This is a genomic window from Muribaculum sp. NM65_B17 (genome assembly GCF_004793735.1).
GTDB lineage: Bacteria > Bacteroidota > Bacteroidia > Bacteroidales > Muribaculaceae > Muribaculum > Muribaculum gordoncarteri.
In genome coordinates, this window is record NZ_SRYY01000009.1 from 1 (window position 1) to 23939 (window position 23939).

Annotated in this window: 18 protein-coding genes; 9 read left to right on the forward strand and 9 right to left on the reverse strand. The window is 50.0% G+C overall.

The window, feature by feature from the left end; genetic code table 11:
• Positions 1-83: 83 nt before the first annotated feature.
• Positions 84-239, forward strand: coding sequence for a hypothetical protein (locus tag E5354_RS14245; protein ID WP_168353895.1), 156 nt, complete (start codon positions 84-86; stop codon positions 237-239).
• 1996 nt (positions 240-2235) lie between these two features.
• Here E5354_RS14245 and E5354_RS11805 read toward each other — a convergent pair.
• A complete protein-coding gene (locus tag E5354_RS11805) occupies positions 2236-3315 on the reverse strand; it encodes a DUF4831 family protein (protein WP_135947575.1) in 1080 nt (359 codons plus the stop codon).
• Positions 3316-3343: 28 nt separating this feature from the next.
• Positions 3344-4864: an NAD(P)H-hydrate dehydratase gene (locus E5354_RS11810; protein ID WP_135947576.1), complete on the reverse strand. Its 1521-nt coding sequence runs from the start codon at positions 4862-4864 to the stop codon at positions 3344-3346.
• Positions 4865-5067: 203 nt separating this feature from the next.
• On the opposite strand from E5354_RS11810, the gene hpt reads away from it, so the two are divergent.
• The 4 genes from hpt (at position 5068) to E5354_RS11830 (ending at position 8694) form a co-directional block, all read left to right on the forward strand.
• The gene (gene hpt / locus E5354_RS11815; RefSeq protein WP_123396873.1) at positions 5068-5613 is read left to right on the forward strand and encodes a hypoxanthine phosphoribosyltransferase; all 546 of its coding nucleotides are present in this window, start codon (positions 5068-5070) and stop codon (positions 5611-5613) included.
• A 38-nt stretch (positions 5614-5651) separates the two neighbouring features.
• Entirely contained in the window at positions 5652-6233 is a 582-nt protein-coding gene (locus E5354_RS11820) for an adenylate kinase (protein ID WP_123396872.1), read from the forward strand.
• Positions 6234-6306: 73 nt separating this feature from the next.
• Positions 6307-8094, forward strand: coding sequence for a MutS-related protein (locus tag E5354_RS11825; protein WP_135947577.1), 1788 nt, complete (start codon positions 6307-6309; stop codon positions 8092-8094).
• An 18-nt stretch (positions 8095-8112) separates the two neighbouring features.
• A complete protein-coding gene (locus E5354_RS11830) occupies positions 8113-8694 on the forward strand; it encodes a hypothetical protein (protein WP_135947578.1) in 582 nt (193 codons plus the stop codon).
• Between the two features lie 79 nt (positions 8695-8773).
• Here the strand turns inward: E5354_RS11830 and E5354_RS11835 are convergent, their stop codons facing one another.
• Complete coding sequence (locus E5354_RS11835; protein ID WP_123396869.1) at positions 8774-9373, reverse strand: porin family protein; 600 nt, start codon at positions 9371-9373, stop codon at positions 8774-8776.
• Between the two features lie 133 nt (positions 9374-9506).
• Positions 9507-9779, reverse strand: a complete 273-nt coding sequence (locus E5354_RS11840; protein WP_123396868.1) for an HU family DNA-binding protein — start codon at positions 9777-9779, stop codon at positions 9507-9509.
• A gap of 248 nt (positions 9780-10027) precedes the next feature.
• On the opposite strand from E5354_RS11840, the gene E5354_RS11845 reads away from it, so the two are divergent.
• From E5354_RS11845 to E5354_RS11860, 4 genes are read left to right on the forward strand one after another with little or no spacing between them, the layout of a single operon-like run.
• Entirely contained in the window at positions 10028-10798 is a 771-nt protein-coding gene (locus E5354_RS11845; RefSeq protein WP_135947579.1) for a rhomboid family intramembrane serine protease, read from the forward strand.
• A complete protein-coding gene (locus tag E5354_RS11850; RefSeq protein ID WP_135947580.1) occupies positions 10785-11726 on the forward strand; it encodes a rhomboid family intramembrane serine protease in 942 nt (313 codons plus the stop codon). The genes E5354_RS11845 and E5354_RS11850 overlap by 14 nt, the downstream gene beginning before the upstream one ends.
• A gap of 8 nt (positions 11727-11734) precedes the next feature.
• Positions 11735-12865 carry an endonuclease/exonuclease/phosphatase family protein gene (locus E5354_RS11855; protein ID WP_168353896.1) on the forward strand — a complete coding sequence of 377 codons (1131 nt, stop codon included), beginning with the start codon at positions 11735-11737 and terminating at the stop codon, positions 12863-12865.
• Between the two features lie 27 nt (positions 12866-12892).
• Entirely contained in the window at positions 12893-15058 is a 2166-nt protein-coding gene (locus E5354_RS11860) for a M3 family metallopeptidase (protein WP_246863807.1), read from the forward strand.
• An 87-nt stretch (positions 15059-15145) separates the two neighbouring features.
• Here E5354_RS11860 and E5354_RS11865 read toward each other — a convergent pair whose 3' ends face one another.
• The 5 genes from E5354_RS11865 to E5354_RS11885 all read right to left on the reverse strand — a co-directional run bounded on the left by E5354_RS11865 (position 15146) and on the right by E5354_RS11885 (position 23713).
• Positions 15146-16597, reverse strand: a complete 1452-nt coding sequence (locus tag E5354_RS11865; RefSeq protein ID WP_135947582.1) for a family 43 glycosylhydrolase — start codon at positions 16595-16597, stop codon at positions 15146-15148.
• A gap of 2 nt (positions 16598-16599) precedes the next feature.
• Positions 16600-17346, reverse strand: a complete 747-nt coding sequence (locus E5354_RS11870) for an acetylxylan esterase (RefSeq protein WP_123396862.1) — start codon at positions 17344-17346, stop codon at positions 16600-16602.
• Positions 17347-17467: 121 nt separating this feature from the next.
• Positions 17468-18619, reverse strand: a complete 1152-nt coding sequence (locus tag E5354_RS11875) for an alpha/beta hydrolase-fold protein (RefSeq protein ID WP_135947583.1) — start codon at positions 18617-18619, stop codon at positions 17468-17470.
• Positions 18620-18902: 283 nt separating this feature from the next.
• The gene (locus E5354_RS11880) at positions 18903-20567 is read right to left on the reverse strand and encodes a RagB/SusD family nutrient uptake outer membrane protein (RefSeq protein ID WP_135947584.1); all 1665 of its coding nucleotides are present in this window, start codon (positions 20565-20567) and stop codon (positions 18903-18905) included.
• 44 nt (positions 20568-20611) lie between these two features.
• Positions 20612-23713, reverse strand: a complete 3102-nt coding sequence (locus E5354_RS11885; protein ID WP_246863808.1) for a SusC/RagA family TonB-linked outer membrane protein — start codon at positions 23711-23713, stop codon at positions 20612-20614.
• Positions 23714-23939: the final 226 nt, after the last annotated feature.

Genomic DNA, 23939 nt, shown 5'->3' on the forward strand with positions numbered 1-23939 from the left:
AGGCTGATGCCTCTGCACGTTGAGTAGCACTCAAAAATTATTTAGGACAATATTGATTTAAAAGCGATTGTCGCAACAAGGATATGTCGGCAAGGATATCCGAACTTTTTCACACACGCTTCAACCTCATCGACGCGCTTGCCACAACCTATTTTGAATGTAAGGACACCGCCCAGGAACAGAAACGCATATATTCCGATGTGAAGAGTGCCTTATCCAACTTCGGCACCAAGAGCTGACCGACATTGCAAACGGCTACAAGAATAACCTCATGGCGAATTTCCACTCCGATTTCCCAAAGATTCCACCGTCGCAATATCGATTTGCTCTCTATCTTTTCTGCGGTTTCTCCCTGCCGTCCATCAGTATTTTCACCGATACCGAACTAAGGAACATATATATATATAAATCCCCCCTGAAATCTATGATTTCAAAAAGAGAGTCACCCCGCAAGGATGAATATCTCGGTTATTTTGAATGATTGACGCTTCTGTTAGGCGATGTAAGATGTTTTTATCTGCACACATTGATTACAAATGCATTACAATTCAAAATGTAAGATGATTTAATTTGACACGAGATATTATTTTAGTAACTTTACATCATGAAATCAATGATTAATGACATGAAAGAGAGTCTTATTTATGGATTAAAAACATGCCTTGAATATTTCGTGATAATCGCCGCGATTTTAATTCTATCAATTGTCATAGACTTGATAGGCGGTCGCGATATAGATCACTACTTTTCTACTCCATATTTTATTACTGCGAGCATCGGCTTGGCACTCACTTTTATTTGCGCCGGCCTCTATCCGTCGGTTCTAAAAATGTCGATCAACTCATACAACGCCGAGTGTCCCGGCTTGACACAGAGATATGTAATTGAGAAATGTCGAAGTAAAGTGCTGTGTCGATATTTCTCTATATTGTCATGTTTTTGCTTTGTTTGCTCACTATTTTATGATATGGAAACATATCCGATCATTGTTCGCTCGCTTATGGCCGGTGGCTTTGTATTCCTTTTTCAGTACATAAAATACCGAAAGCAATACAAGTCCCTTTAAACATCGGGCCTCGGGAATAATCCGGAATGGTTAATGCACAACCCTGATACTCACACGATAATATCAATCATTTAATTATTAACTTTAAATTCAAAACAATTATGAATCTTCCATTTTACGCATATCTCCCGGTCGTAGCAGGAATTATCGGAGGACTAATCGGAGGTTATTACTATAAACAATACAAAAAGAATCATCCAAATAAAAAGAAATAACCTCAGACAATTCAACCTCCTATCAAGCCGATAAAAATATCGGCACTTAAAAATAATCGCTGCCGATTGGAGCTAACACTTCTTTCGGTGGCGCTTGTTTAGTACTGTTTGAAGCTTTGATTAAAAAATGTTGCTACCGGCAATCTCATGGTTCCAATATCAACGAATATTCCCCGTCATATAATCGTGATATTTCTGCTTCAATTTTATAAATAGATATAGTTCCTTTTCCCAACATATCCTTGTTGATAAGCAAGTATATTGAATTTTTGATATCATATCCTTGTACGAAAGTTTCAGAACCGAAAATACGACGATATATAGTTTATGACTTTTTGTAGATTTGAACCCCCACAAATCAATAATGCGAAGCGTACATGGATCTTTGCTTCGCATTATTAATTATGCTTTATAGTGTCCTATCAATCCACTCACGGTAAAATATATCCGTATGAGGGAACACGGTAAATTTCTCGCTCTTTTTCTGAAACCAAAGTAATATTAATCATATTAGAGCGCGACTTGCCGTCAGAAACACATTGTGGCTTCTGAGAACTCTTTACAAACGGTTTCTTTATGGGCTTCATATTCTTTTGGCTTTAATTAATGCCTTCTTGGGTAACTTAAAGTTAGTCATTTTTGTTCATAAAACCAACTTTCACTAAAAAATTAACATTTAAGGAAAAACAAAATCCGGATACGCTCTCGCGCGGCCGGATTTCTAACCTATGATTCACTTATTTGTTGTTGCTTTCCTTTTCTAATAAATATGTCAAGTCCGACGAAATTCATCATCGGATTATCAATAAAGTCTAAATTTTTTGAGTTGATTTTCCAACTGGTATCCGATTTATGTTAGCAAATGTATATAAAATTTTAATATCAACAAAACGGCCATGTTTATATTAATATTTTTTAACAAAGCCGTTTTGTCGTAATCGTTTACACTTCAACCTATTTAGTGCCCAGCTCGCGTATTCCACCTGTAACGGGATCCAACAGCAGATAAGCCGGAGCTTTCTTGTCGCTGAACATCTTGGGCTCAAGACCGAACACGATGCCGTATTGAGCCATTTCAAAGGATTTATTCACAAATGTCTTTCCTTCAAAATCAATCTTTACATCAGCCGAGCCGGGAATGCAGTATGCCACTCCACCCTTGGGAAACTCCTTCTCCTCGCCTTTGTCGTTGACAGGCATCTTGCCTCGCTCGGTAACGCGAATCGAAATGGTGACAGGGTCGCCCGAAAGGTCATCGGCACCGACAATTCCGTCAATAGCCGATATGCGCGCGATTACGGCCTTGGTCACCTCATCGTCGGGGCGGTATGTTATAGTCTGCACATCGGTTTCACGCTGCTCGGTGCCTATAAACATCGCCGTAAGGGCCGCCTCCTGAGCTGCAATCTGATCCATCACAAGCTTCATGGCCTCTCCGTCGGGCGGCATCTGGTCGGCCTGACCTGTTATAAGGTCATTACGGCTCTGTCGCAGCTCATATATACGCTGAGCGGCAAGCTCGGCTCGCTTTGCGCTCGACTGGCTCTGAAGCATCTCCTCGCTTATCACCTCCTTTGCAGCACGCGTTTCAAGTGGCGTAGGCTGAGCTTCCACCGGTTCGGGAAGTTCGGGCGGTTCGGGCAGGTTGAGCTCTTCGGTATTTATGGCGACAGGCAGATTGGCGTCATCCATTATCAAGAATGGAGCCTGTCCGCTCTTGAACTGCATCAGATACTGCTCCTTGCTGTCGGCTACACCGCGCGGAGTGACAATTACACGCTTAACTGTCCACGACTCCGACATTTCCGATATAGGATCGCTCACATTGAGATATTTTTTGGCATATTTATAGAATTCACCCGGTTTCTTAACCACATGCTCGGCCTCGATTGTCACATCAAGCACTGTCACGGGAAGCGAGTAGACCAATCCGTAGTCATTGGCTTTAGTAGCCGTGAATTTTTGGGTTGTTTGCCCCGGGGCAACCATTGAGGCACCCACAAGGCAGGCAAGTGATAGCAAATATGTCTTCATTTTATCGTTATAGTTCAATAGTGTTAAATCATTGCATTATATCGCGTATGGCGCGGCCGGTACACTCGGCCACATCTGAAGCAAGCACACCGTAACGGCCGTGACGCTCGGCTGCTATGTCGCCGGCATAACCGTGTACAAATGCACCGAGAGTGGCGGCAACAGCGGGAATATATCCCTGTGCCATGAACGACGCTATAATGCCGGTGAGCACATCGCCGCTTCCCGGAGTGGCAAGCCCGGGATTGCCGCTTGAGTTGAAATAGATCTTGCCGTCGGGACGCACAACGGCGGTGTAACGGCCCTTAAGCAATATTATAATCTGATAGTAGGCCGACTGCTCTATCGCCGTCTTCAGTCGTTCCTCAGCGGTATTGTGCTCTCCGAAGAGGCGGTCAAACTCTTCCGCATGAGGCGTGATTATGCTCAACGGAGGAAGCGCGTCGAGCAGGTGACGACGCTGCGATATACAGTTCAGGGCATCGGCATCGAGCAGCAGGGGTTTTCCCGAAGAGTGGGATATGATGAAGCTCTCAAGAGCTTTCCTTGTGACATCGTGAGTACCTATGCCGGGGCCTATGGCCACAGCGTTGTAGTCATGCTTCAGCGTTATGTCGGTTATGGCAATGTCATGATGGTCGGCCTGGAACAAAGCCTCAGGCACCGATGTCTGAATAATATTGTACCCGCATCGGGGTGAATGCACGGTAAGCTTCCCAACTCCCGAGCGCAACGCGGCACGCGCACCCATCACGGCGGCGCCCATCATGCCGTAACTTCCGGCCACAAGCAGTGCGTTACCGAAATCGGCCTTAGATGTAAACAATCCGCGAGGACGGAGCATATTGCGGGCGTCGCTCTTCTCGACAAGGAAGTAGTCGTAGGGCGAGCTCTTTATCTCTTGCTGGCTCAGCTCAATGTCGAGAACCTTCCACTCGCCTATGAATTCGGCGTTGTCAACGATAAAGAATGCAAGGCGCGGAAATTGAATGGCCAGTGTCAAATCGGCATGAACCACATTACGGCTCAACACATTCTCGTTCCACTCGCCAAACAGTCCCGAAGGCACATCAATCGACACTACATAAGCCTCCGACGCATTGATGTAGCTAACCAACGACTGGAAGCCACCGGTAAGCGGTTCACGCAGTCCCGATCCGAAAAGACCGTCAAGCACAACTACATCCGATGACAAATCCGGCGGCTGGAAGTTTCCGCCCACCACCTCGGTGAAGTCGGCATTGTCAATCTCCAACAGGCGCTTGCGATTGTAGGCACATTCATCGCTAAGTTTACCGAATATATTGAAAAGGAATATCTCTACATTATATCCCTGCTCGATGAGCATACGCCCTACAGCAAGCGCATCGGCACCGTTGTTGCCGGGACCGGCGAAGATACATATACGATGACTCGGACGCCATCGCGAAATAAGTTCACAGGCTATCGCGGTAGCTGCCCGTTCGACGAGCTCAAGCGAAGTAACGCCCTCGTTCTCTATAGTATATCGGTCAATCGACCTTATCTGTTCATTGGTGAATATTTTCATCTTACGAAAAAAGACATTAAACTTTACGCTACCTCAGGAACTCAACAAATAGCAATAGTTCCCGTTGAAAGACACAAAGGTACAAAATATATTGGATGCTTGAATGTATTTATCGCTTTGTTTACGATAATCGTCAAAAATTTCCGCAAACCCACATAACGAAAGGAATATTTTCGCTAAATTTGCACAAACAATATTGTATAATGGACCAGGTAACCTATAAAGGACTCACATTTGAGCCTTACATAACCAATGATACAATCCAGAATCGCATAGCCGAGATTGCCCGCGAGATAAACAAGCAATACGCAGGAAAGCAACCGCTGTTCCTGTGTGTACTGAACGGAGCTTTTCCGTTTGCCGCCGACTTGTTCAGGGCGATAGACATCGATGCTGAAATTTCATTCATACGCCTTAAGAGCTACGAGGGCACATCGACAACCGGAGTTGTAAAGCAGGTGCTCGGACTTTCAGAAAATCTTGAAGGTCGCGATGTAATCGTTGTCGAGGACATAATCGACACCGGCAACACAATAAAAAAACTCGTGGCCGACCTCAAGGAGAAAAATCCCGCCTCGATACGCATCGCAACACTGCTCTTCAAGCCCGAGTCGCTGCAGTGTGAAGTGAATCCCGACTATGTGGGATTTGCCATCCCGCCCAAATTCATAATAGGATTCGGACTCGACCTTGACGGACTTGCACGAAACCTGCGTGACATATACGTGTTGCACGACGACAATTTATAGGCTATTACAAATATCTATTCATAACCAAACAGATTAACATGTTCAACGTAGTAATTTTTGGTGCGCCGGGAAGCGGCAAAGGCACCCAAAGCGAAAGACTTATCGACGAATACGGTCTTTTCCACATATCGACCGGCGAGGTTCTGCGTGACCACATAGCACGAGGTACCGAACTCGGTAAAATCGCCGACAGCTACATATCACAGGGCAAACTTATCCCCGACGAACTAATGGTCGACATCCTCGCAAATGTGCTCGACAACAACCCCGAGGCTGAAAACGGAGTGATATTTGACGGATTCCCTCGCACAATACCTCAGGCTAAGGCTCTAAAAAAGATGTTGGCCGACCGCAACTCAAAGGTACACGCCGTAGTAGGACTTGAAGTCGACGACAACGAACTTGTCGACCGCCTGCTCAAGCGCGGCAAGGAATCGGGACGCAGCGACGACAACCTTGAAACCATAAACAAGCGTCTTGAAGTGTATCACAACCAGACATCGCCGTTGCGCGACTACTACAAGCAGGAAGGCAAGTACCATGCCATACACGGCTCGGGAAGCATCGACGACATATTTGAGTCAATAAAGTGCTCCATAGCCAAAGCCACAAAAGAGTAACAATTACAACAGCGCATAACCAAGAGGCTGCGTCAACCATGACGCGGCCTCTTTTCAATAACACCGCACAACCGTGACAGCCCGAAAACATTACACCGCCCTATCGACACAAGCCCGTGACATGATTGCCTCACTCTCACGAAAAGGCCGACTCATATCATGGCTGAGAGTTGTCGTATTCATCGCAGCGATAGTGCTGGGCATCATGTTGCGACACGATGTCACGGCGATGTCTATCGCGATAGCGGCAGCGGTCATAACATTTCTTGCGCTTGTCAAGTGGCATGACAATGTAATCACGCATCGGCTGCGTGAAGAAGCTTTGCTGAAATTTGCCGAGTCGCGCCTGCAGGTGCTCGACGGGAATCTATCGGGGCTTCCGCGAGGAGAGCGTTACATCGACAGCAACCACCCTTACTCCTACGACCTCGATGTGTTTGGCGACAAATCACTCTTCTCGCTGCTCGACTCAACAGCAACACCGGGAGGCAGCGACAAACTCGCCCACCGGCTCATGACTCCCGACCTTGATGCCGACGACGTAATCAGGCGGCAACAGGCAGTAATGGAGCTATCGGACATGACATCGCTGCGCGACTCCATGCAGGTATCGGGACGAATGGCCGAAAGCAGCCTCGCCGACAGTCGCGGCTCAGCATCGGCTGTCGCCATTCCGCCTATAAACATGCCAATAGCCTTGACAATTCTCAGCTATGCGGCATTCCCTATATTCATTACCACGGCCGTGCTAAGCTATCTCGATTGGATAGCGTCATCATGGTGTCTTTGGACATTCCTATCATTTCTGGGATTGTCGGCTCTTGGTGCCAAGCACATCGGCCGGTTGCACTCACGCCTCACCGAAACAGTGAGTTCGCTGACATCACGTGTCGACCTGTTCAGGCACATTGAAGAGTCAAAGTTCACTTCACCGTTACTTCAACAACTACAGCAGCGACTGAATGTCGACGGCACCGAAGCGTCGACATTGATCGCCAAACTCGCCAAGGAGCTAAAGTCGCTCGACCAGCGTTACAATGCCGTGGGCTATCTGCTCTTCAACGGCACATCGCTGTGGGACTACCGCGTCATATCCAATGTAGACCGATGGATGAAGCGTTACGGCCGACATCTCGATTCATGGTATGACACGTTGAGCGAAATCGATGCCCTGTCGGCGCTCGCAACATTCGATTTCGAGAATCCCGACTACACCTATCCGCAAATCGACCGCAGTGGCGAGGTGATAATGGAAGCCGCTGAGATGGGCCATCCGCTCATAGGCAAATCATCACGCGTCAACAACCCCCTGCCGCCCATGACACCCCACTCCTTCATCATAATCACGGGAGCCAACATGGCCGGCAAGAGCACCTATCTTCGCACAATCGGCATAAACTATCTTCTGGCGATGACGGGCGCACCCGTGGCGGCAAAGGCTATGACATTCTCACCAACGATGCTGTTCACCGGATTACGCACCAACGACTCGCTCGCCGATGGCGAAAGCTACTTCTTTGCCGAACTGAAGCGACTGCAATCGGTAGTCGAAAGCGCATCGACAGGGCAACGGATGTTCATCCTACTCGACGAAATACTTCGCGGAACCAACTCAGCCGACAAGCAGCGAGGGTCGCTCGGACTCATAAAGAAACTCATTAAGCTGCCGGTATCGGGATTGCTCGCAACCCACGACCTGGCTTTGGGCGTTCTGGCCGAAGAGTATCCACAAAACATATCGGCCTACTGCTTTGAGGCAAATATCAAGGGCGACAACCTGACATTTGACTACAAGCTGCGCAAAGGCACCGCCCACAACCTAAACGCATACTTCCTCATGCAACACATGGGAATAATATAACGCAAAACGACATATACAATGAAAGAGAACTATCTGGAAACCGTAAAGGAGATATACGCTCTACTCATGAAGCGAGAACGGCTGTCATCGATAATGCTCGCCGAAGAGCTGCTTGCCAAAACTTTCAATCAATGGCGTGCAAAAACAGAAAATCGCGGCACTCTCGCGCGACAGCTTATCATAGTTTCCACCGCCTATGCCGAAACAATGATCGCATCGGCCCGCTACAAGGAGGGCTACGCCGCATGTATAACCGCTATAGCCTACACTGCTCGCGAGAAAGTCAAGGCCGAGGACATGATGTCGATATACGTTACAGCATGGCAGGCTCTCTCAGGAGTGCTGATGAACAGCGAACCCTCGACCGACAATCAAGTGCGCGAACAGGTAAAGATCGTCACCTCGTCGATCGGCACTATGCTATATCACTACTATTACGAAGCAGGCCAACAGAATGCCAACAAGAACCTGATGCTCGACGCCTACCAATCATTGAAGGACATTACGGAGTTTGTCGACATCATGACCGATGTCGACGACTACATTCCCGTAATCACCGACCTTGTGCGCAACAGCGAGCTGCTTAATCTCACTGAATAATACCCGATTAAGGCAATAACGCAATCGAGGGACTCCGCCGCATGGCGAAGCCCCTCGATTTATTCATACAATATTTTTCTTAGAAGAGATAAGCGGCAGTCACTGTCCAGTAACGGTTCTTACCGTCGATGTCGACACCGTTTGCACCGCCTACAGCCTCAAGAGCCTTTGTCATACCAAGACCGTAGCTTGCTCCAATCTGAAGATGAGAGAGCAGCTCTACACCGAAGCCAAAGTTCCATGCAGCGTCAAATGACTTGTTCTTGATGCCGTCCCTTACATTCTTTCCGCTTGTAAGGAATGCAAAGCTGGGACCGGTTGCAAGATAGGGAGTGATTATCTTACCGATAACGGGAACACCTATTTTCCACTTGAGATTGATAGGAATTTCAAAGTAGTCGCGCTTGTCGCTTGTGTACTCATTGCCTTCGAGCCAACGGGCGTCACGACGAACATACATGAACGATGCGTCAAAACCCAGACCCACCAAAGGAACTGTAAACTCAGCCATAAGACCACCGGTGAATCCGGCCCTATTGTCACTGTCAAGCACACTCTGATTGAAATGAAGCTCATTAACGTTGAATCCAAGACGCGGACCAATACGGAACTGAGCCGAAGCAGGGATGGCGATGATTGCCATCATCACAACAATAAATAAACCTTTAATTTTGTTCATAATGAATTATAATGGTGTTTAATTAAAGAATCCGATGACATTTTCGAGAAATAAACACGACCGCCCTTTGTATTGTTCATGGAAGGCGGTCGCGTAATAGTTTCTAAATGGAGATGTTAGGCTGGGTTACTGTTTAGTTTATCTTATCAGTAAGTTCGGAACCTGCCTTGAATTTAACGGCCTTGCGTGCGGGAATTTCAATTGTCTCCTTAGTGCGTGGATTTATACCTGTGCGTGCACCCTTTTCTGCTACGGAGAATGTTCCGAAGCCTATGAGGGCTACTTTTTCGTTCTGCTCAAGAGCACCTGCAACAGCTTCGAGGCAGGCATCGAGAGCGTTTTTAGCATCTACCTTTGAAAGGTTTGCCTTTTCGGCAATAGCATTGACTAACTCTGTTTTGTTCATAATTGTGATAATTAAATGTAGATTTTCGGTCTGTTAAGATTCTACAAATATAAATGTAAATTTTTAAATAAGAATATTTTTATCGTAATTTTTGCGAAATTTTCATCACAAATAGCTCAATTAGTAAAATTAAGCACAAAATAACGGGATATTTTATCTAAATTTGTAATTGATTTTGCAATGCAAAGTCAATCAATGACAAATTTAACATTCACATAACAACCAATAAAAACGAGTAAATACAGTCAATGAACCGTAGCGGAAACTCATTTTTCAGCATAATGCCACCGGTGACGAAGCACCTGATCATAATCAACGTACTGATTTGGCTCGCCATGATGTTTGTCGGCAAAATCGACAACATGATGATTAAATACGGAGCATTACACTATGTAGGGGCTACCGACTTCAATGTCCTTCAGTTGTTCACCTACATGTTCATGCACTCAACGCAAAGCATCGCCCACCTCTTCTTCAACATGTTCACGCTGTTCATGTTTGGTATAACGCTGGAACGCGTACTCGGAGGCAAGCGTTTCCTGTTTTACTACATATCGTGCGGCATCGGCGCCGCCCTTATTCAGGAAGCCACATGGGCATTCACCATAAACAAGTTTGTTTCCGACAATCTTGAAATGACTATAGCCCACTGGGCCTACGACAACCACCTGAGCATGGCACAGGCCAACGACCTTGTAAGCTCGGCACAGATAGCCTCGTTACGCGCCCAGATAGAGAACGCCCTCATCACCGTGGGAGCCTCGGGAGCCATCTACGGCGTGCTGCTTGCATTCGGAATGCTCTTCCCCAACCGCCCACTCTACCTCATGTTCATCCCGGTACCCATCAAGGCCAAGTGGATGGTGATAGGCTATGGCGTAATCGAAATAGCACTGGGACTCAGCTCGGCATCCGACGGTATCGCCCACTTCGCACATCTCGGAGGTATGATATTCGGATTCCTCATAATCCTGTACTGGAAGCGTAAAGGCATCATCGGAGGCAATGGGTATTATTGACACATTGAAAAACAAGTGGGTCTACGGCTCAATGCTCGTGAGGCTCATATATATTAATGTAGCATTCTTCGCCCTGCTGCATATCGCGACGCTTGTGTTGACATTCACCGACATCAAGCCGGAATATGCGCTGACATGGATTGAACTTCCGTCGAGCCCCGACCTGTTCATCACCCAGCCGTGGACGATAATCACCTACATGTTTGCCCAATACGACCTGCTGCACATCCTCTTCAACATGCTGTGGCTCTATTGGTTCGGCACCATATTCCTGCTTACCGACACTTCCAAGCGCATGCTCGCCCTCTACATCTACGGCGGCATCTGCGGCGGAGCGCTATTCATGGCCGTCTACAACCTCGTGCCGGCCTATAACTACACGCTGGCATGGCTCATAGGGTCGTCGGCATCGGTGATAGCGATCGTGACGGCAACCGCAGTCATGCATCCCGACTACAAGGTGGGATTGCTCTTCTTCGGGCCTGTCGCACTGAAGTGGATTGCCATAATCACCATTGCAATAGACTTTTTCAGCATAACAGGCGATAACGGAGGCGGACACATAGCCCACATAGGCGGAGCCTTGACAGGCGTTATATATGCCGTGGCGCTGAAGCACGGCACCGACATCACCAAGCCCTTCAACCGGCTTGCCGACTGGTGGGTCAATCTCGTGAAACGCATAACATCACCCCGCCCGGCAAAGCAGAGCAACGACTACACCCGCTACCGCTATCAAAGCGACAATTCATCCAAGGCCAAAGCGGAGAAGCCGAAATCGGGAAAAACCGCCGAGTCGGCCACGACCAACCGTGACGACGAGGCCACGCTTGACGAGATTCTCGACAAAATAAAAAAATCGGGATATTCGGCGCTCACGCATGAGGAGAAGCAACGCCTCTTCGATGTGAGCCGACGCATAAAATAGTAATGACGATGGGAATAATAAGAGTGTGTACATCATTAATCAGGTCGTTATGGACCCTCCTTAACATAGCATGCGGGCTATGCACGCTGCTGGCCGGTTACGGAGGCTACATAAACCCCGATAAGTTTGCGCTCGCCCAGCTCGCCAACATGACTTTCCCGGGATGGATCGTGCTTACGCTCATCCTGCTTGCAGTCAACCTCTTCATCAGGAAAAAGCTTGCATGGCTGTCAGTCGCCGTGCTGGTGGCGTGCATCGGTCCCATTCTCACCATATCGCCACTCAACTTCACATCACGCAGCCTGTCGACCGACGACGAAAGCCGCACGTTTACACTCCTCACCTACAATGTCTACAATTTTCGCGACAACCAAGGCGTGAATCCCGAGTGGGGCAACCGCACCCTATCTTACATCCTGTCGACCGACGCCGACATCGTGTGCCTTCAGGAGTCGTCCAACCTTAACGGCGTAGGCAAAAAAGCGCAACGTGACTCTATCAACTCGCGCTACCCCTACCGGTTGTACTCCAACCGCTCAGGCGAGGTGCTGCTGTCGAAACATCACGCAACCGAAATCGACACTCCGCAGCCCGACTGGGGTTCGGGGTCGTTCTGCGCCTACGATGTAGAGGTGGAGGGACATGAGGTGACGGTGGTGAACTGTCACCTGCAGTCGATAGGACTTACCGACGACGACAAGGAGCTGTATCGCGAACTCACCGACAAGGAGCTCCGCAATCCGTCGCGCAGCGAATTGTCGAAGGTGAAAAACGGCATCGTCACCAAGCTGCTCGCGGCATTCAGGATAAGAGCCCAACAGGCACGTTACATCAAGGAGTTTCTCGCAACCCGCAAGGGCAACGTTATCCTTGTCGGCGACTTCAACGATGTGCCCGGAAGCTACGCCTATCGCACAATCAAGAGCGACGGCCTGAAGGACGCCTACTCGGAGTGCGCATTCGGCCCCACGGTGACCTACAACGACAACCGCTTCTACTTCCGCATCGACCAGATGCTCTATCGGGGCGACTTGGAAGCCGTAAGGATAAAGCGAGGCGACCTGCGAAGCTCCGACCACTATCCGCTGTTCGCAACATTCCTTTGGGACACGGCGGCAGCCGACACTATAAAACGATAAAACAATTCATCATATTCATCTACTCTTATGAATCATTATCTTTTAACCCTTGCCACAGCCCTCACAATGATGGGCGCGGCAACTAATCAAGTCAATGCAATGGAGGCATCGCGCACCAATCCGTTCATGGCGCCCTACGACACGCCCTACGAGATTCCGCCGTTTGACCGCATCTCCTACGACGACTATCTGCCTGCACTGAAGGCCGGCATAGCCGAACAGAAAAAGGCCGTGGAGGCCATAGTGAACAACCCCGAAGCTCCGACTTTCGAGAACACGATCGTTGCGCTCGACCACAGCGGACCGCTGCTTGAACGTGTGTGCCTCGTATTCATGGCCCTCGACGAGTCCAACTCGACTCCCGAGATGACTGCCATAGGCGAAGAGTTCTATCCGCTCTACTCGGCTCACAGCGACGAGATTTCGATGAACGAAAAGCTCTTCGCCCGCATCAAGACCCTCTATGACAACCGTGACAAGATGAACTACACCAAGTCACAGCGTCTGGCCATCGAGAAGTCCTACAAGGACATGGTGCGTAACGGCGCACTCCTCAACGATGCCGACAAGGCCGAGCTGAAGGCCATAAACAGCCGCCTATCGGACCTCTACCTGAAATTCAACAAGAATCTGCTCTCAGCCACCAACGCCTTTGAGCTGGTAGTCGACGACAAGGCCAAGCTCTCGGGTCTTCCCGAAACAAGCATAGCCGTAGCCGCCGAAGAGGCCGCCAAGCGCAACATGAAGGGCAAGTGGGTGTTCACGCTCCATGCTCCGAGCCGCCTGCCCCTGCTGCAGTATGCCGACAACCGCGAGCTTCGCGAAAAGATGTACAAGGGCTACACCACCCTCGCTTCATCGGGCGAATACAACAACTACCCCGTAATCGCCGAAATTCTGAAGGCTCGCATCCGCAAGGCCAACATCCTCGGCTTCAAGAACTATGCCGACTACATGACCGACAACGTGATGGCCAAGAATGTCAAGAGCGCCGAGGAGCTGCTCATGCAGATATGGAAGCCCGCAATCGCCCGCGTCGACCGTGAGGTGGCCGAGATGCAGGCTCTCAGCGACAAGGAGGGCAACAACTTCACCATCGCGCCCTGGGATTACTACTACTATGCCGAGAAGGTGCGCAAGGACAAATACAATCTCGACGAAGGCCTCGTGAGCCAGTATTTCCATGTCGACAGCGTACGCAAAGGCATCTTCAGCATGGCCAAGAAGCTCTACGGAGTGACATTCACCGAGATTCCCGACGCTCCCAAGTACGACCCCGAAGTAAAGGTGTATGATGTAACCGATGCCGACGGCAAACATGTAGCCGTGTTCATGACCGACTACTACACCCGTCCGAGCAAGCGCCAGGGAGCCTGGATGAGCGAGTTCAAGGGTTCGTTTGTCACCGACGACGGCAACGCCGAGCGTCCCATCGTCTACAATGTAGCCAACTTCACCCGCCCCACGGGCAACACTCCGTGCCTGCTGTCGCTCGACGAAGTGGAAACGATGTTCCATGAATTCGGCCACGGACTCCACGGAATGCTCACACGCGCCAAGTACAAGAGCCAGGCCGGAACCAATGTCGACCGCGACTTCGTGGAGCTTCCCTCGCAGATTCACGAGCACTGGGCCATGGAGCCTGAACTGCTCAAGACCTACGCCCACCACTACAAGACAGGCGAGGTGATTCCCGACGAGCTCATCAAGAAACTCGACGAGGCTTCAACCCACAATCAGGGATTCATAACCACCGAACTCGTAGGTGCCGCTCTGCTCGACCTCCAGTGGGGTCAGCTGACCGATGCCGACAACGTGGATGTGGAGTCATTTGAAAAGAACGTGGCCGACAAGCTCTCAATGCCCTCGCAGGTCGCCTACCGCTACCGCAGCCCCTACTTCAAGCACATATTCGGCAGCGACGGATATGCTTCGGGCTACTACACCTACCTGTGGGCCGAAGTGCTTGACGCCGACGGATTTGAGCTATTCAAGGAGAAGGGAATATTTGACCCCGCAACCGCCAAGTCGTTCAAGGAGAACGTTCTTGAGGCCGGAGGCAGCGACGATCCCATGGAGCTTTACGTGAAGTTCCGCGGCAAGAAGCCCACTCCCGAAGCACTGCTGCGCAACCGCGGACTCATCAACGAGCCTGCAAAGCCCGGCAATCTCCCCATGCCCGGCGGAAAATAATCTGACAAAACATCATCCCCACAAATAAAGAGCGCGGTGTCAATCACGACACCGCGCTCTCACTTTATATCATGGTCAAAATATGCATTAACGATCGTGGAATGTCCACTTTGAGTTGTCGCTGTTCATGTCAAACTTGCCAAGCGAAGGAGTACTGTCGGCAACCGACACGAGCACAAGCTCCTCGTCGGTTCCGGGCACCTGCTTGGGCATGATGCGGTAGGTACCGTCGGTAAGCTGCTCGATGCGCCACAGCTGCTCGGGTGCGCCTGTGAACTCGGGCACTGCGATAACCTCGGCATCGGCAGTAGCGGCCAGTGCGCGGTTGGTGCCTTCGATCACGATCTTATAGTAGGGGCCGCCGAGATAGCCTCCGGCTTCGGGAACAGCGGTGATAGTCCAGCGCTGGTGAGGACGGAACATGTAGTCGCCGATGCGCACGTCGATGTCGCCTTCGGGCCATGTGCCGATCACCTCTTCAAGAGTCTGTGACTTAATGGGCTCAACGGGCTCGTTGTCTTCGCCCCAGAAACGGCGACGTTCTGTGTTCATTCTCACGAAGTCAACGGCAAGCTCGAGAGCATAGCCGCGACGCTCCGATTCTATCTCATAAGTACCTTCCTTCAAAACCTCGCCGGCAACAGGCCAGTCGTTCTTCCACAGCAAGGGGCGTATCGCGAGCACGCTGCGGCCACCCTGGTCGAAGTCGGCTTCGTAGTGGAACGACATCTTCTCAACGCCGTCATCCTCGATGTAGCGTCCGAAGTGTCCGGGGCCTGTCTTGCGGTCGCCGGCGGCAATCACCATCTTACCGCCTCCCTTGAGCATGTCACGACCCATGTTGTCAAGATAAGGACCGGTCACGTTGCGAGAACGGCCTACCACGATGTTGTAGGTAGAGTTGGGGCCGTCGCAGCAAGTGCCGTGAGTACCAAGCAGATAGTACCATCCGTTACGATACATCAGGTCAGTTGCCTCACAGTCGATGGCGATATCTACCGGCTCATTGCCTTCAACACGCTTTCCCGTCTTGGGATCAAGCTCTACAATGCGGATGAAGCCGAAGTAGGTTCCGTAGGTAAGCCAGAGGCGCCCTGTTGTGGGATCGAGCAGCAATCCTGCGTCGATAGCGTCACAATCCTCGTCGTCGAGCGAGTGAGCCACCTCGATAGGTTCGGTGTAGGCGAAGTCGGGCGAGTTGGGATCAAGAGTCTTGTTCCACATCGTGAGCACGCGGCCTGCGTGACCGCCGCCGAGGCCACCGCCGGTGGCGCTGTAGGCGATAAGGTAACGGTCGCCTATTTTGATGGCGTCAGGTGCGGCACCGCCGCCGGGGCGTACACCGCCGCCGTTCCAAGTCCATCCGTCTTCCGATATAAGTCCGCCACCGCCGGTTCCGAAGGTGTAGTACTTGCCGTCACACTCCATAATAGTGGAAGGGTCATGTATATAAGGCTTTCCAACTTGGGCAAATGTCATCTGGGGCACCAGTGCCGACACAAGTGCAATCGACCCGGCTAATATACTCTTTGTCTTCATAATCATTGATAAGTGATTGAATAGTTCTTGACTGGGTTACCTTGCTCATCTATAAAGCGGACACAGAAGTCGCTCATGCCGGGGCCGTTTATAACAGCGGTGCGAAGCACGTTCTTGCCTTTCTTCAAGGTAAGACGAGGCGACACGCCATCGTCGGCCACCATGCGGCGGTCGCCCGAAAGCATCAGAACCTCCTCGCCGTTGAGCCACCACTTCGATGCTGAGTTGGAACCGGCTGAAAGTCTTACATTCTCGATGTCCTCGGGACAGTCAATCACTGTAACAGCCCAGAAAATCACGCCGTAGACGGGTTTCTTCAATGCGGCTGCAAGACGATAGAGCTTCACGTTGTAGAGCTTGCTGTCGAGTGCGTGCCACTGGAGTTTCTGCTTGCCCACCTTAACCTTGGCGCCGTCCTTGGGAAGAACGGTGAACTGATCCTTGAAGTAGATCGAATCAAGCACATGGTTGAGATAGCTGTCGGTAAACACGACATTGGAGCGATTGGGCTTGCTTATAGGCTCAAGGAGCATCCAGCGCTGAATGAATCCCTCTTCGTTGGGAGCTTTCGAGGGTGCTGTGCTCTCCTCGAAATAGTCGCTCAGGTAAGTGGGCGTCTGAATTTCATAATTTTGTCTTGGCGGGGGGAAGTTGCCTTGGGGAGGAGATGGATTCTGAGCTAAGGACGAGAAGCTCAATGCCATTGCAAGACACGCCAAAAGTCCTTTGTTTCCGTGAATGATGTTCATTGTAATAATTATTGGTTAAGGTTAAATTATTAATGGTTGACCATCGGCAACATTATCACTGCCTCCGACGGTCATAATTGTCGTCACTCTATTATATATATGTAAAGATATACATTATATTTCAATTAAACAACATCGGTGCAAACTCCTTGAGGCAGCGGCGCCATGTGAGGAATTCGTGAGCGGTGCCCGGCGATTCGTAGTAGACATTGTTGATGCCGGCGGCCTTGAGTCCGTCGCTCAGGCTCTTAGTGCGCTGCGGGCCCTCCTCCGAGCCGATGCCCAGGAAGAATGCGTGAACCTTGTCGTTAAATGCCTTGCGGTCCTTGAACACGCCGCCATATACGGTGTCGAGATTGTCGAGGTCGATGCTGCCGGCTCCGCTGAATCCGCCTATGTAGGCAAATTTGTCGAGATTGTTGAGTGTGGTGTTGAAGGTGAGCAGTCCACCCCATGACAGTCCGGCCATCGCGCGGTTCTCACGGTCGGTGAGAGTGCGGAAGTTGGAGTCGATGTGGGGAATTATCTCCTCTACGAGAATCGAGGGGAACTGACCGCCGAAACGCTTCATGGCATCCTGGCGCGACTCGCCCGGCTGAGTGTTAAACGACTCTATGTTGCCGTTGTCCATCACCACGATCATGGGCTTTGCCTTGCCTTCGGCAATGAGGTTGTCCATGATGTTGCTCATCTTGCCCTGGTTGGCCCAGCTGGTTTCGTTTTCGCCCATGCCGTGCTGCAGGTAGAGCACCGGGTATCTCTTATTGGGGTTCTTGTCATACTCGGCCGGAGTGTACACGAGGCATCGGCGCCACTCGTTGCGTATCTTGGAGTAGTACCAGCTCTGGTTCACGAGTCCGTGAGGCACATCCTTCAGCGAGTAATAGTCGACGCCCTTTTCGGGAATCTCGATACCGCTCACCCACTTACCCATTCCGAAGAAGGGCTTGCCGTTGGGGTCGGCTGCGCTTACGCCGTCGATTATCACCTGATAGTAGTGAAATCCCACAACTTCGGGCTCCTTTGACACAAGTGTCCAGTAGCCGTCGTCGCCCTTGGTCATCTCGCCGCGGAAGCTGATTTCAACTTTCTGGGCGTTGGGGGCGAATACGCGGAAGTGAACTCGTCCGTCATCGCCGATGCGGGGATAGTCGGCCCCGTTTATATTATGTTCGTTGGGAACGGTTCCTGCGGGATAGGCGGGTTGCTGGGCTCCTAAAGCCAACGGCAGCACGAGGCAGGTCGACAGAATGAGTTTTGAAAATGTTTTCATTGGATAGCAAAATTATGTATTAAACTTAATGATTGAAGAATTTACAGCAAATATACGCGTTACACGGCCTCATACCGGTTAAAAAACAGATATATGTTTTACATTATTGAGTATCGGGGCTATTTTTTTTAACCCCGTTCCCCAATATTTGAACCGGGTCTTAGAATAAAGCCGCCCGGCAGTAATGTTACTCCCGGGCGGCACTGGTTGCGATTACGCTTCCTATCAGAGAGATAGTTTTGTTATTTAATCATAGTTGAAACTAACTCCATGTTCAAGGCGATTACAATCCGCTGGGATTCTGCTGCAGATTCGGGTTACGGTCGATTGCAACCTTTGGATAAGCGAAGTATTCGTGCTTGCCCTTTACGAAACCGGTCTGACCCTTATTGGGATTGGAATACTCTACGTAAAGACGGTGCTTGGGTTCGCCCAGCTTGAAGAATGCATCGTAGGTAGTAGGTATGTTCTTACCGTTGTTGACAATACCGTCGGTGTCGCCCCAGCGAACCATGTCGGGGAAGCGAACGCCTTCAATCCACATTTCAAATGCCTTCTCGTTCTTAACCTCGTCGAGAGTAAGAGCCGATGACACGTGAGCTGAACCGGCGCGGTTCTGGATTGCGTTAAGATACTGAAGACCGTCGTTGTCGCTTGTCATTGCACATGCCTCGGCATACATCAGAAGCACTTCGGCATAGCGGAATATGGTGAGGTTCTTGAATCCGTACCATCCCTTTTCGTTATCTTCGGGCCAGGGAACTATCTTGTGGGCGAAGTAACCGCCGAAGCCGTAGAGGCCGGTGGGATCCTTGATACCGATCTTGTCGGTTGTTTCAAGCTGTGCGCGAGTCATGCCTTCGGTATCCTTCCATGCCATTTCATAGAGGAACTCATCGCCGGTCATGAAGGTAGCCTTACGGCGGGGAGAGTCACCGTCGTTGGCAAGCATACGCTCGGCAAAGTCGGCACGGATTGAGTGGCCGCCCCAACCGTCGGCACCGATGAAGAGGGGACGTGAAGCAAGCTTGTCGGTACGCCAGTTCCAGAACTGGATCCACATCCATGAGGTACGGTTGATCTTTCCGCTCCAGTCACCTACATTGGCGTTATCAAGACAGTTGGACTGGAATATCATCTCCTCGCAGAGGTCGCCCGAAGTGTGGAACAGATTGGCCCAACGATCGGTGGGAACGAGCTCATACTTATTGGATGAGATAACCTGCTTGAGATCTTTCTTGGCATTCTCATAGTCACCCATGAAGAGGCGAGCCTTTCCGGCAACTGTAAGGGCCATACCCTTGGTAACCTTCGATGCGCCAACCTTATCGGTGGGGCTGATACGCTCGTCAAGGTCGTTTACCACTGATTCAGCCTGCTCGGCGCACCAGCGGAGAAGTTCCTGATGACCGCCTTCATAATTGGAAGGACGAGCATCACCGGGAAGAACTGTTTCAACAAGAGGAGGACAATCCCAACCGATGGCAAGCATCAGGTGCGACCATGCACGCAATGTGATAGCCTCGGCACGAACACGCTTCTTTATGGGAGAATCGTCGGGCACGCGGTCGATGATGGTGTTGGCATCATATATTACGGCATAGAGTCCCTTGTAGGTGTTCTCGATTACCTGGTTCTGATAAGTGTAACGGAATTCGTTAATCTCGGCACCGAAGTCATTGTCACCATACATGTTACCTGCTGCGAGCATATCGTCACCGGCTTCATTGAAGAGCACGGGAAGAGCCACATAGACACCCTCGTTACCGGCAATGTGATAAGCGAAGCACTGATAGAGATTATTAAGGGCATTCTGCGCATCGGCGTCGGTCTGATAGAAATCGTCGGCCGATATTACGCCTTTCTGCTCGATGTCGAGTCGGTCTTCGCATCCGCCGAGAAACATTGCCGCACAAAGGCCTAAAATTGGATATAATATTTTTTTCATGATTATTTTTTAGTTTTTAGTTTTTAGAGATTATCACCGATGGATTAGAATCCGATAGTGGCACCGAAGGTTACCTTCTTCATTGTAGGATAAGAACCTATGTCATATCCGGCAGAGCTGCTGCTTGATGTAGTGGCGGTTTCGGGATCCATGCCGGGATAGCTTGAGAATGTGAAGAAGTCGTCGAGTGAAACGAAGAAGCGGAGGTTCTTCACGTAAGCCTTTCTCGTAAGCTTGGCGGGAAGGGTGTAACCGAGCTGAATCTGCTTGATCTTGAAGTAGGCGCCGTTGAACATTGATGCGGTTGAACTCCAGAACTTTCTGTCGGTAGCTACCTGCTGCGGATCGGGCATTGAAGCGCCGCGATTGTCAGGTGTCCAAGCATTTTCGTAGTAGTACTTCAAAGAGTTACGCATCGGGGTGTCGGCACGATAAAGCACGTTGAATATCTTGTTGCCCGAAACACCGGTTCCGAATACTGTGAGGTCAAGACCCTTCCAAGCCACATTAAGTGTAAGACCGTAGGTCAAGCGAGGAATTGAAGAACCAACATCCTTCATGTCATCGGGAGTAAGCTCCGATGAAGCTACGATTTCACCTGCTCCGTTGCGGAATGTAGGAGCACCTGTTTCACGGTCAACTCCTGCGTAGTCGTAGGCGCGGAAATACCATATTGAGTGTCCCTGCTCGAATGCGCTGTAGGCAAGGTTATTACAACCGCTGACGCCACCCTCAGTACCTGAGATGCGGTCGATGTCCTCGTAAAGCATGGTTACGCGGTTGCGCAGTGTCGACATGTTACCTGAAATGCTATAGCTTACATCACCTATGCGGTCGCGCCAGCTGAGTTCCATTTCAAAACCGCGGTTGTTGACCTTACCGGCGTTGATGATAGTAGTACCGTTGGCATAAACCTCGGGAATCGGGGTGATAGTCACGAGAAGGTCCTTGGTGTTCTTGTTGTAGTAGTCAAGTCCTGCTGAGAGTCGTCCGTTGAGGAATCGCATATCGATACCGAAGTCAAACTGCTCGGAAGTTTCCCAACGGAGGTCGGGGTTGGCCATACGGGTAGGATAAGAACCGTAGAACAAATCGGGGTTGTCACCATACTGATACCAAGCCTGGTTATAGGCGATAGGAGCTGCGTAGGGATATCCGCTAAGCACGTTGATGTTACCGTTACGTCCCCATGATGCACGGAACTTCAAGAGTGAAAGAACATCGGGATTGATGTGATCGCGAACAAATGATTCGTTGCTGGCGGTCCAACCTGCTGATACAGAGGGGAAGTGACCCCAACGCTTCTTGGCGGGGAGCTTGGAAGTATCGAATGCATCGGCACGGAAGTTGAACTGAACGTTGTAACGGTTGTCGTAAGCATACATTACACGACCGAAGTAAGAGAGGCTCGTCGACATGTTGATGACGTTACCGATGCTCTTAGTGGTGGTGCTTGCCGAGTTTACATAGTCAAGATACTGGAACTTGCTGCCTGTACCCTTGAGGATTTCGGCACCCTCGGTACCTGTAGCTGAAGCCGATACGTTGTCTGACTTATACTGGGTATATGACATACCGACCATGGCGCCTACCTTGTGCTTGCCAAAATCATTGTTGTAGTTGGCGAAGTTTTCCCACTGATAGTAGTAGTTGTTGTTGGCGCTTGCCGAGATTGAATAGTCGGTGGCCTTGGCCTGACCGTTCATGTAGAAAGGCTCGGAATAGTTGTGGCTGTTGCTCTGCGATATACGATAAGAGAAACGCGAAGTGAAGATGAAGCCCTTGAACGGCATCAAATCCATGAATCCGGTACCGCGAACCGTGAAACCGCCGTTGCTGGAGTGGATACGGTCGAGCTGAAGCAACGGGTTACCGTTGTCGTCCATCTGGAACTTGGAAGTAGCATAGTACTTGCCGTTGGGAGCAACAAGGATGGTTGAAGGATTCTTATCATACTGAGTCTTCATATCGGTTGTGAAGTCTTCAACGCTGTCCCAATATACCGGAGTAAGCGGGTCGAGCAAGAGGGCAGGTGTAAGCATTGAACCGTAAGCGCTCTGGTGAGGCACGCTCTTGGTCTTCCAACGCTCGATAGAGGTGTTGGTTCCTACGCGAATCCAGTTATAGAGCTTGTACTCGGCATTGAGCTGAGCGCTAAGACGCTGATAGGTATCTTTCTTTCCGACTACGATACCGTCGTTGTTTACATAATTAATAGAGGTGAAGAAGTTACCCTTCTCGTTACCGTCCTGGAATATTACTGAATGCTGAGTAGCCCAGCTCGGTTCAAATACCTGGTCAATCCAGTTGGTTTCATGCTTTTCGAGGTTGTCATAGTCAACACCGGCAGCCTCACAGATAGTCTTCATGTCGTAGCCTGAAAGTTCCTTGTAGCGGACCCAATCACGAGCACCGAAGATTTCGGGAGTTTTGCCAAGACGCTGGTTGATAGCCTTGAACGAGTAGATAACCTTGGGCTGTCCATCCTTAACGGCACCGTTCTTGGTGGTGATAAGTACAACACCGTTACCTGCCTGGGCACCGTAGATGGCGGCTGATGCGGCATCCTTAAGTACCTCCATCGACTCAATCATCGAGGGGTCGAGGTACTGGATGTTGTCAACCTTAAGACCGTCGACGATCAACAGCGGGCCGAGGTTACCGGAGTTGGAGGAGTAACCGCGGATGCGGATGCTTGCTCCTGCGCCGGGGGCACCTGAAGTGTTAAGAATCTGTACACCGGCAGCCTTACCCTGAAGTGCGGCACCGGCATCGGTGGTGGCGAGGCCCTTCAGGTCGTCGGCCGACACTGAAGAAACTGATCCTGTCACGTCGCTCTTCTTCTGAGTACCGTAACCAACCACTACCACTTCGTCAAGTTGGAGATTGTCTTCTTTAAGTACAACATTAACTGAGGTCTTGTTGCCCACCTTCACATCCTGTGTTTCATATCCTATATAAGATATGCGAAGTGTGGCATTGGGACCTACCTTCAAAGTAAACCTACCGTCTAAATCGGTCATGGCTCCGTTAGAGGTACCCTTTTCTATTATACTCACTCCGACCATAGGTTCATGGTCGACATCGGTCACAACACCCGTCACCGTGTGGGTCTGGGCCGACATCCCGATACTGACTAAGAGCATCGTTAAAATAAAAATTACTTTTTTCATTCCGTTAGTTAGTATTAAATTTAATTGAAATGATTGAAAAATTGTAATGGCAAATATAGATTGAAGCCGTTGGAGCGGGATTAAATTTTAGATATTTGTTTTGCATTATTGGATATTGAGGTCATTTTTGTAAAAAAATGATTACATACGTTAAAATAGTGTAAATTTTACACTTTTAGCCGCCTGCGCCGATCTTTTC

Coding starts and splice junctions, on each gene's coding strand:
- E5354_RS11810 (WP_135947576.1), bottom strand. CDS start 4,864: ATGAAAATATTCACCAATGAACAGATAAGGTCGATTGACCGATATACT.
- E5354_RS14245 (WP_168353895.1), top strand. CDS start 84: ATGTCGGCAAGGATATCCGAACTTTTTCACACACGCTTCAACCTCATC.
- E5354_RS11835 (WP_123396869.1), bottom strand. CDS start 9,373: ATGAACAAAATTAAAGGTTTATTTATTGTTGTGATGATGGCAATCATC.
- E5354_RS11870 (WP_123396862.1), bottom strand. CDS start 17,346: ATGAACATCATTCACGGAAACAAAGGACTTTTGGCGTGTCTTGCAATG.
- E5354_RS11880 (WP_135947584.1), bottom strand. CDS start 20,567: ATGAAAAAAATATTATATCCAATTTTAGGCCTTTGTGCGGCAATGTTT.
- E5354_RS11885 (WP_246863808.1), bottom strand. CDS start 23,713: ATGCTCTTAGTCAGTATCGGGATGTCGGCCCAGACCCACACGGTGACG.
- hpt (WP_123396873.1), top strand. CDS start 5,068: ATGGACCAGGTAACCTATAAAGGACTCACATTTGAGCCTTACATAACC.
- E5354_RS11805 (WP_135947575.1), bottom strand. CDS start 3,315: ATGAAGACATATTTGCTATCACTTGCCTGCCTTGTGGGTGCCTCAATG.
- E5354_RS11855 (WP_168353896.1), top strand. CDS start 11,735: ATGGGAATAATAAGAGTGTGTACATCATTAATCAGGTCGTTATGGACC.
- E5354_RS11875 (WP_135947583.1), bottom strand. CDS start 18,619: ATGAAAACATTTTCAAAACTCATTCTGTCGACCTGCCTCGTGCTGCCG.
- E5354_RS11845 (WP_135947579.1), top strand. CDS start 10,028: ATGAACCGTAGCGGAAACTCATTTTTCAGCATAATGCCACCGGTGACG.
- E5354_RS11860 (WP_246863807.1), top strand. CDS start 12,893: ATGAATCATTATCTTTTAACCCTTGCCACAGCCCTCACAATGATGGGC.
- E5354_RS11830 (WP_135947578.1), top strand. CDS start 8,113: ATGAAAGAGAACTATCTGGAAACCGTAAAGGAGATATACGCTCTACTC.
- E5354_RS11820 (WP_123396872.1), top strand. CDS start 5,652: ATGTTCAACGTAGTAATTTTTGGTGCGCCGGGAAGCGGCAAAGGCACC.
- E5354_RS11840 (WP_123396868.1), bottom strand. CDS start 9,779: ATGAACAAAACAGAGTTAGTCAATGCTATTGCCGAAAAGGCAAACCTT.
- E5354_RS11850 (WP_135947580.1), top strand. CDS start 10,785: ATGGGTATTATTGACACATTGAAAAACAAGTGGGTCTACGGCTCAATG.
- E5354_RS11865 (WP_135947582.1), bottom strand. CDS start 16,597: ATGAAGACAAAGAGTATATTAGCCGGGTCGATTGCACTTGTGTCGGCA.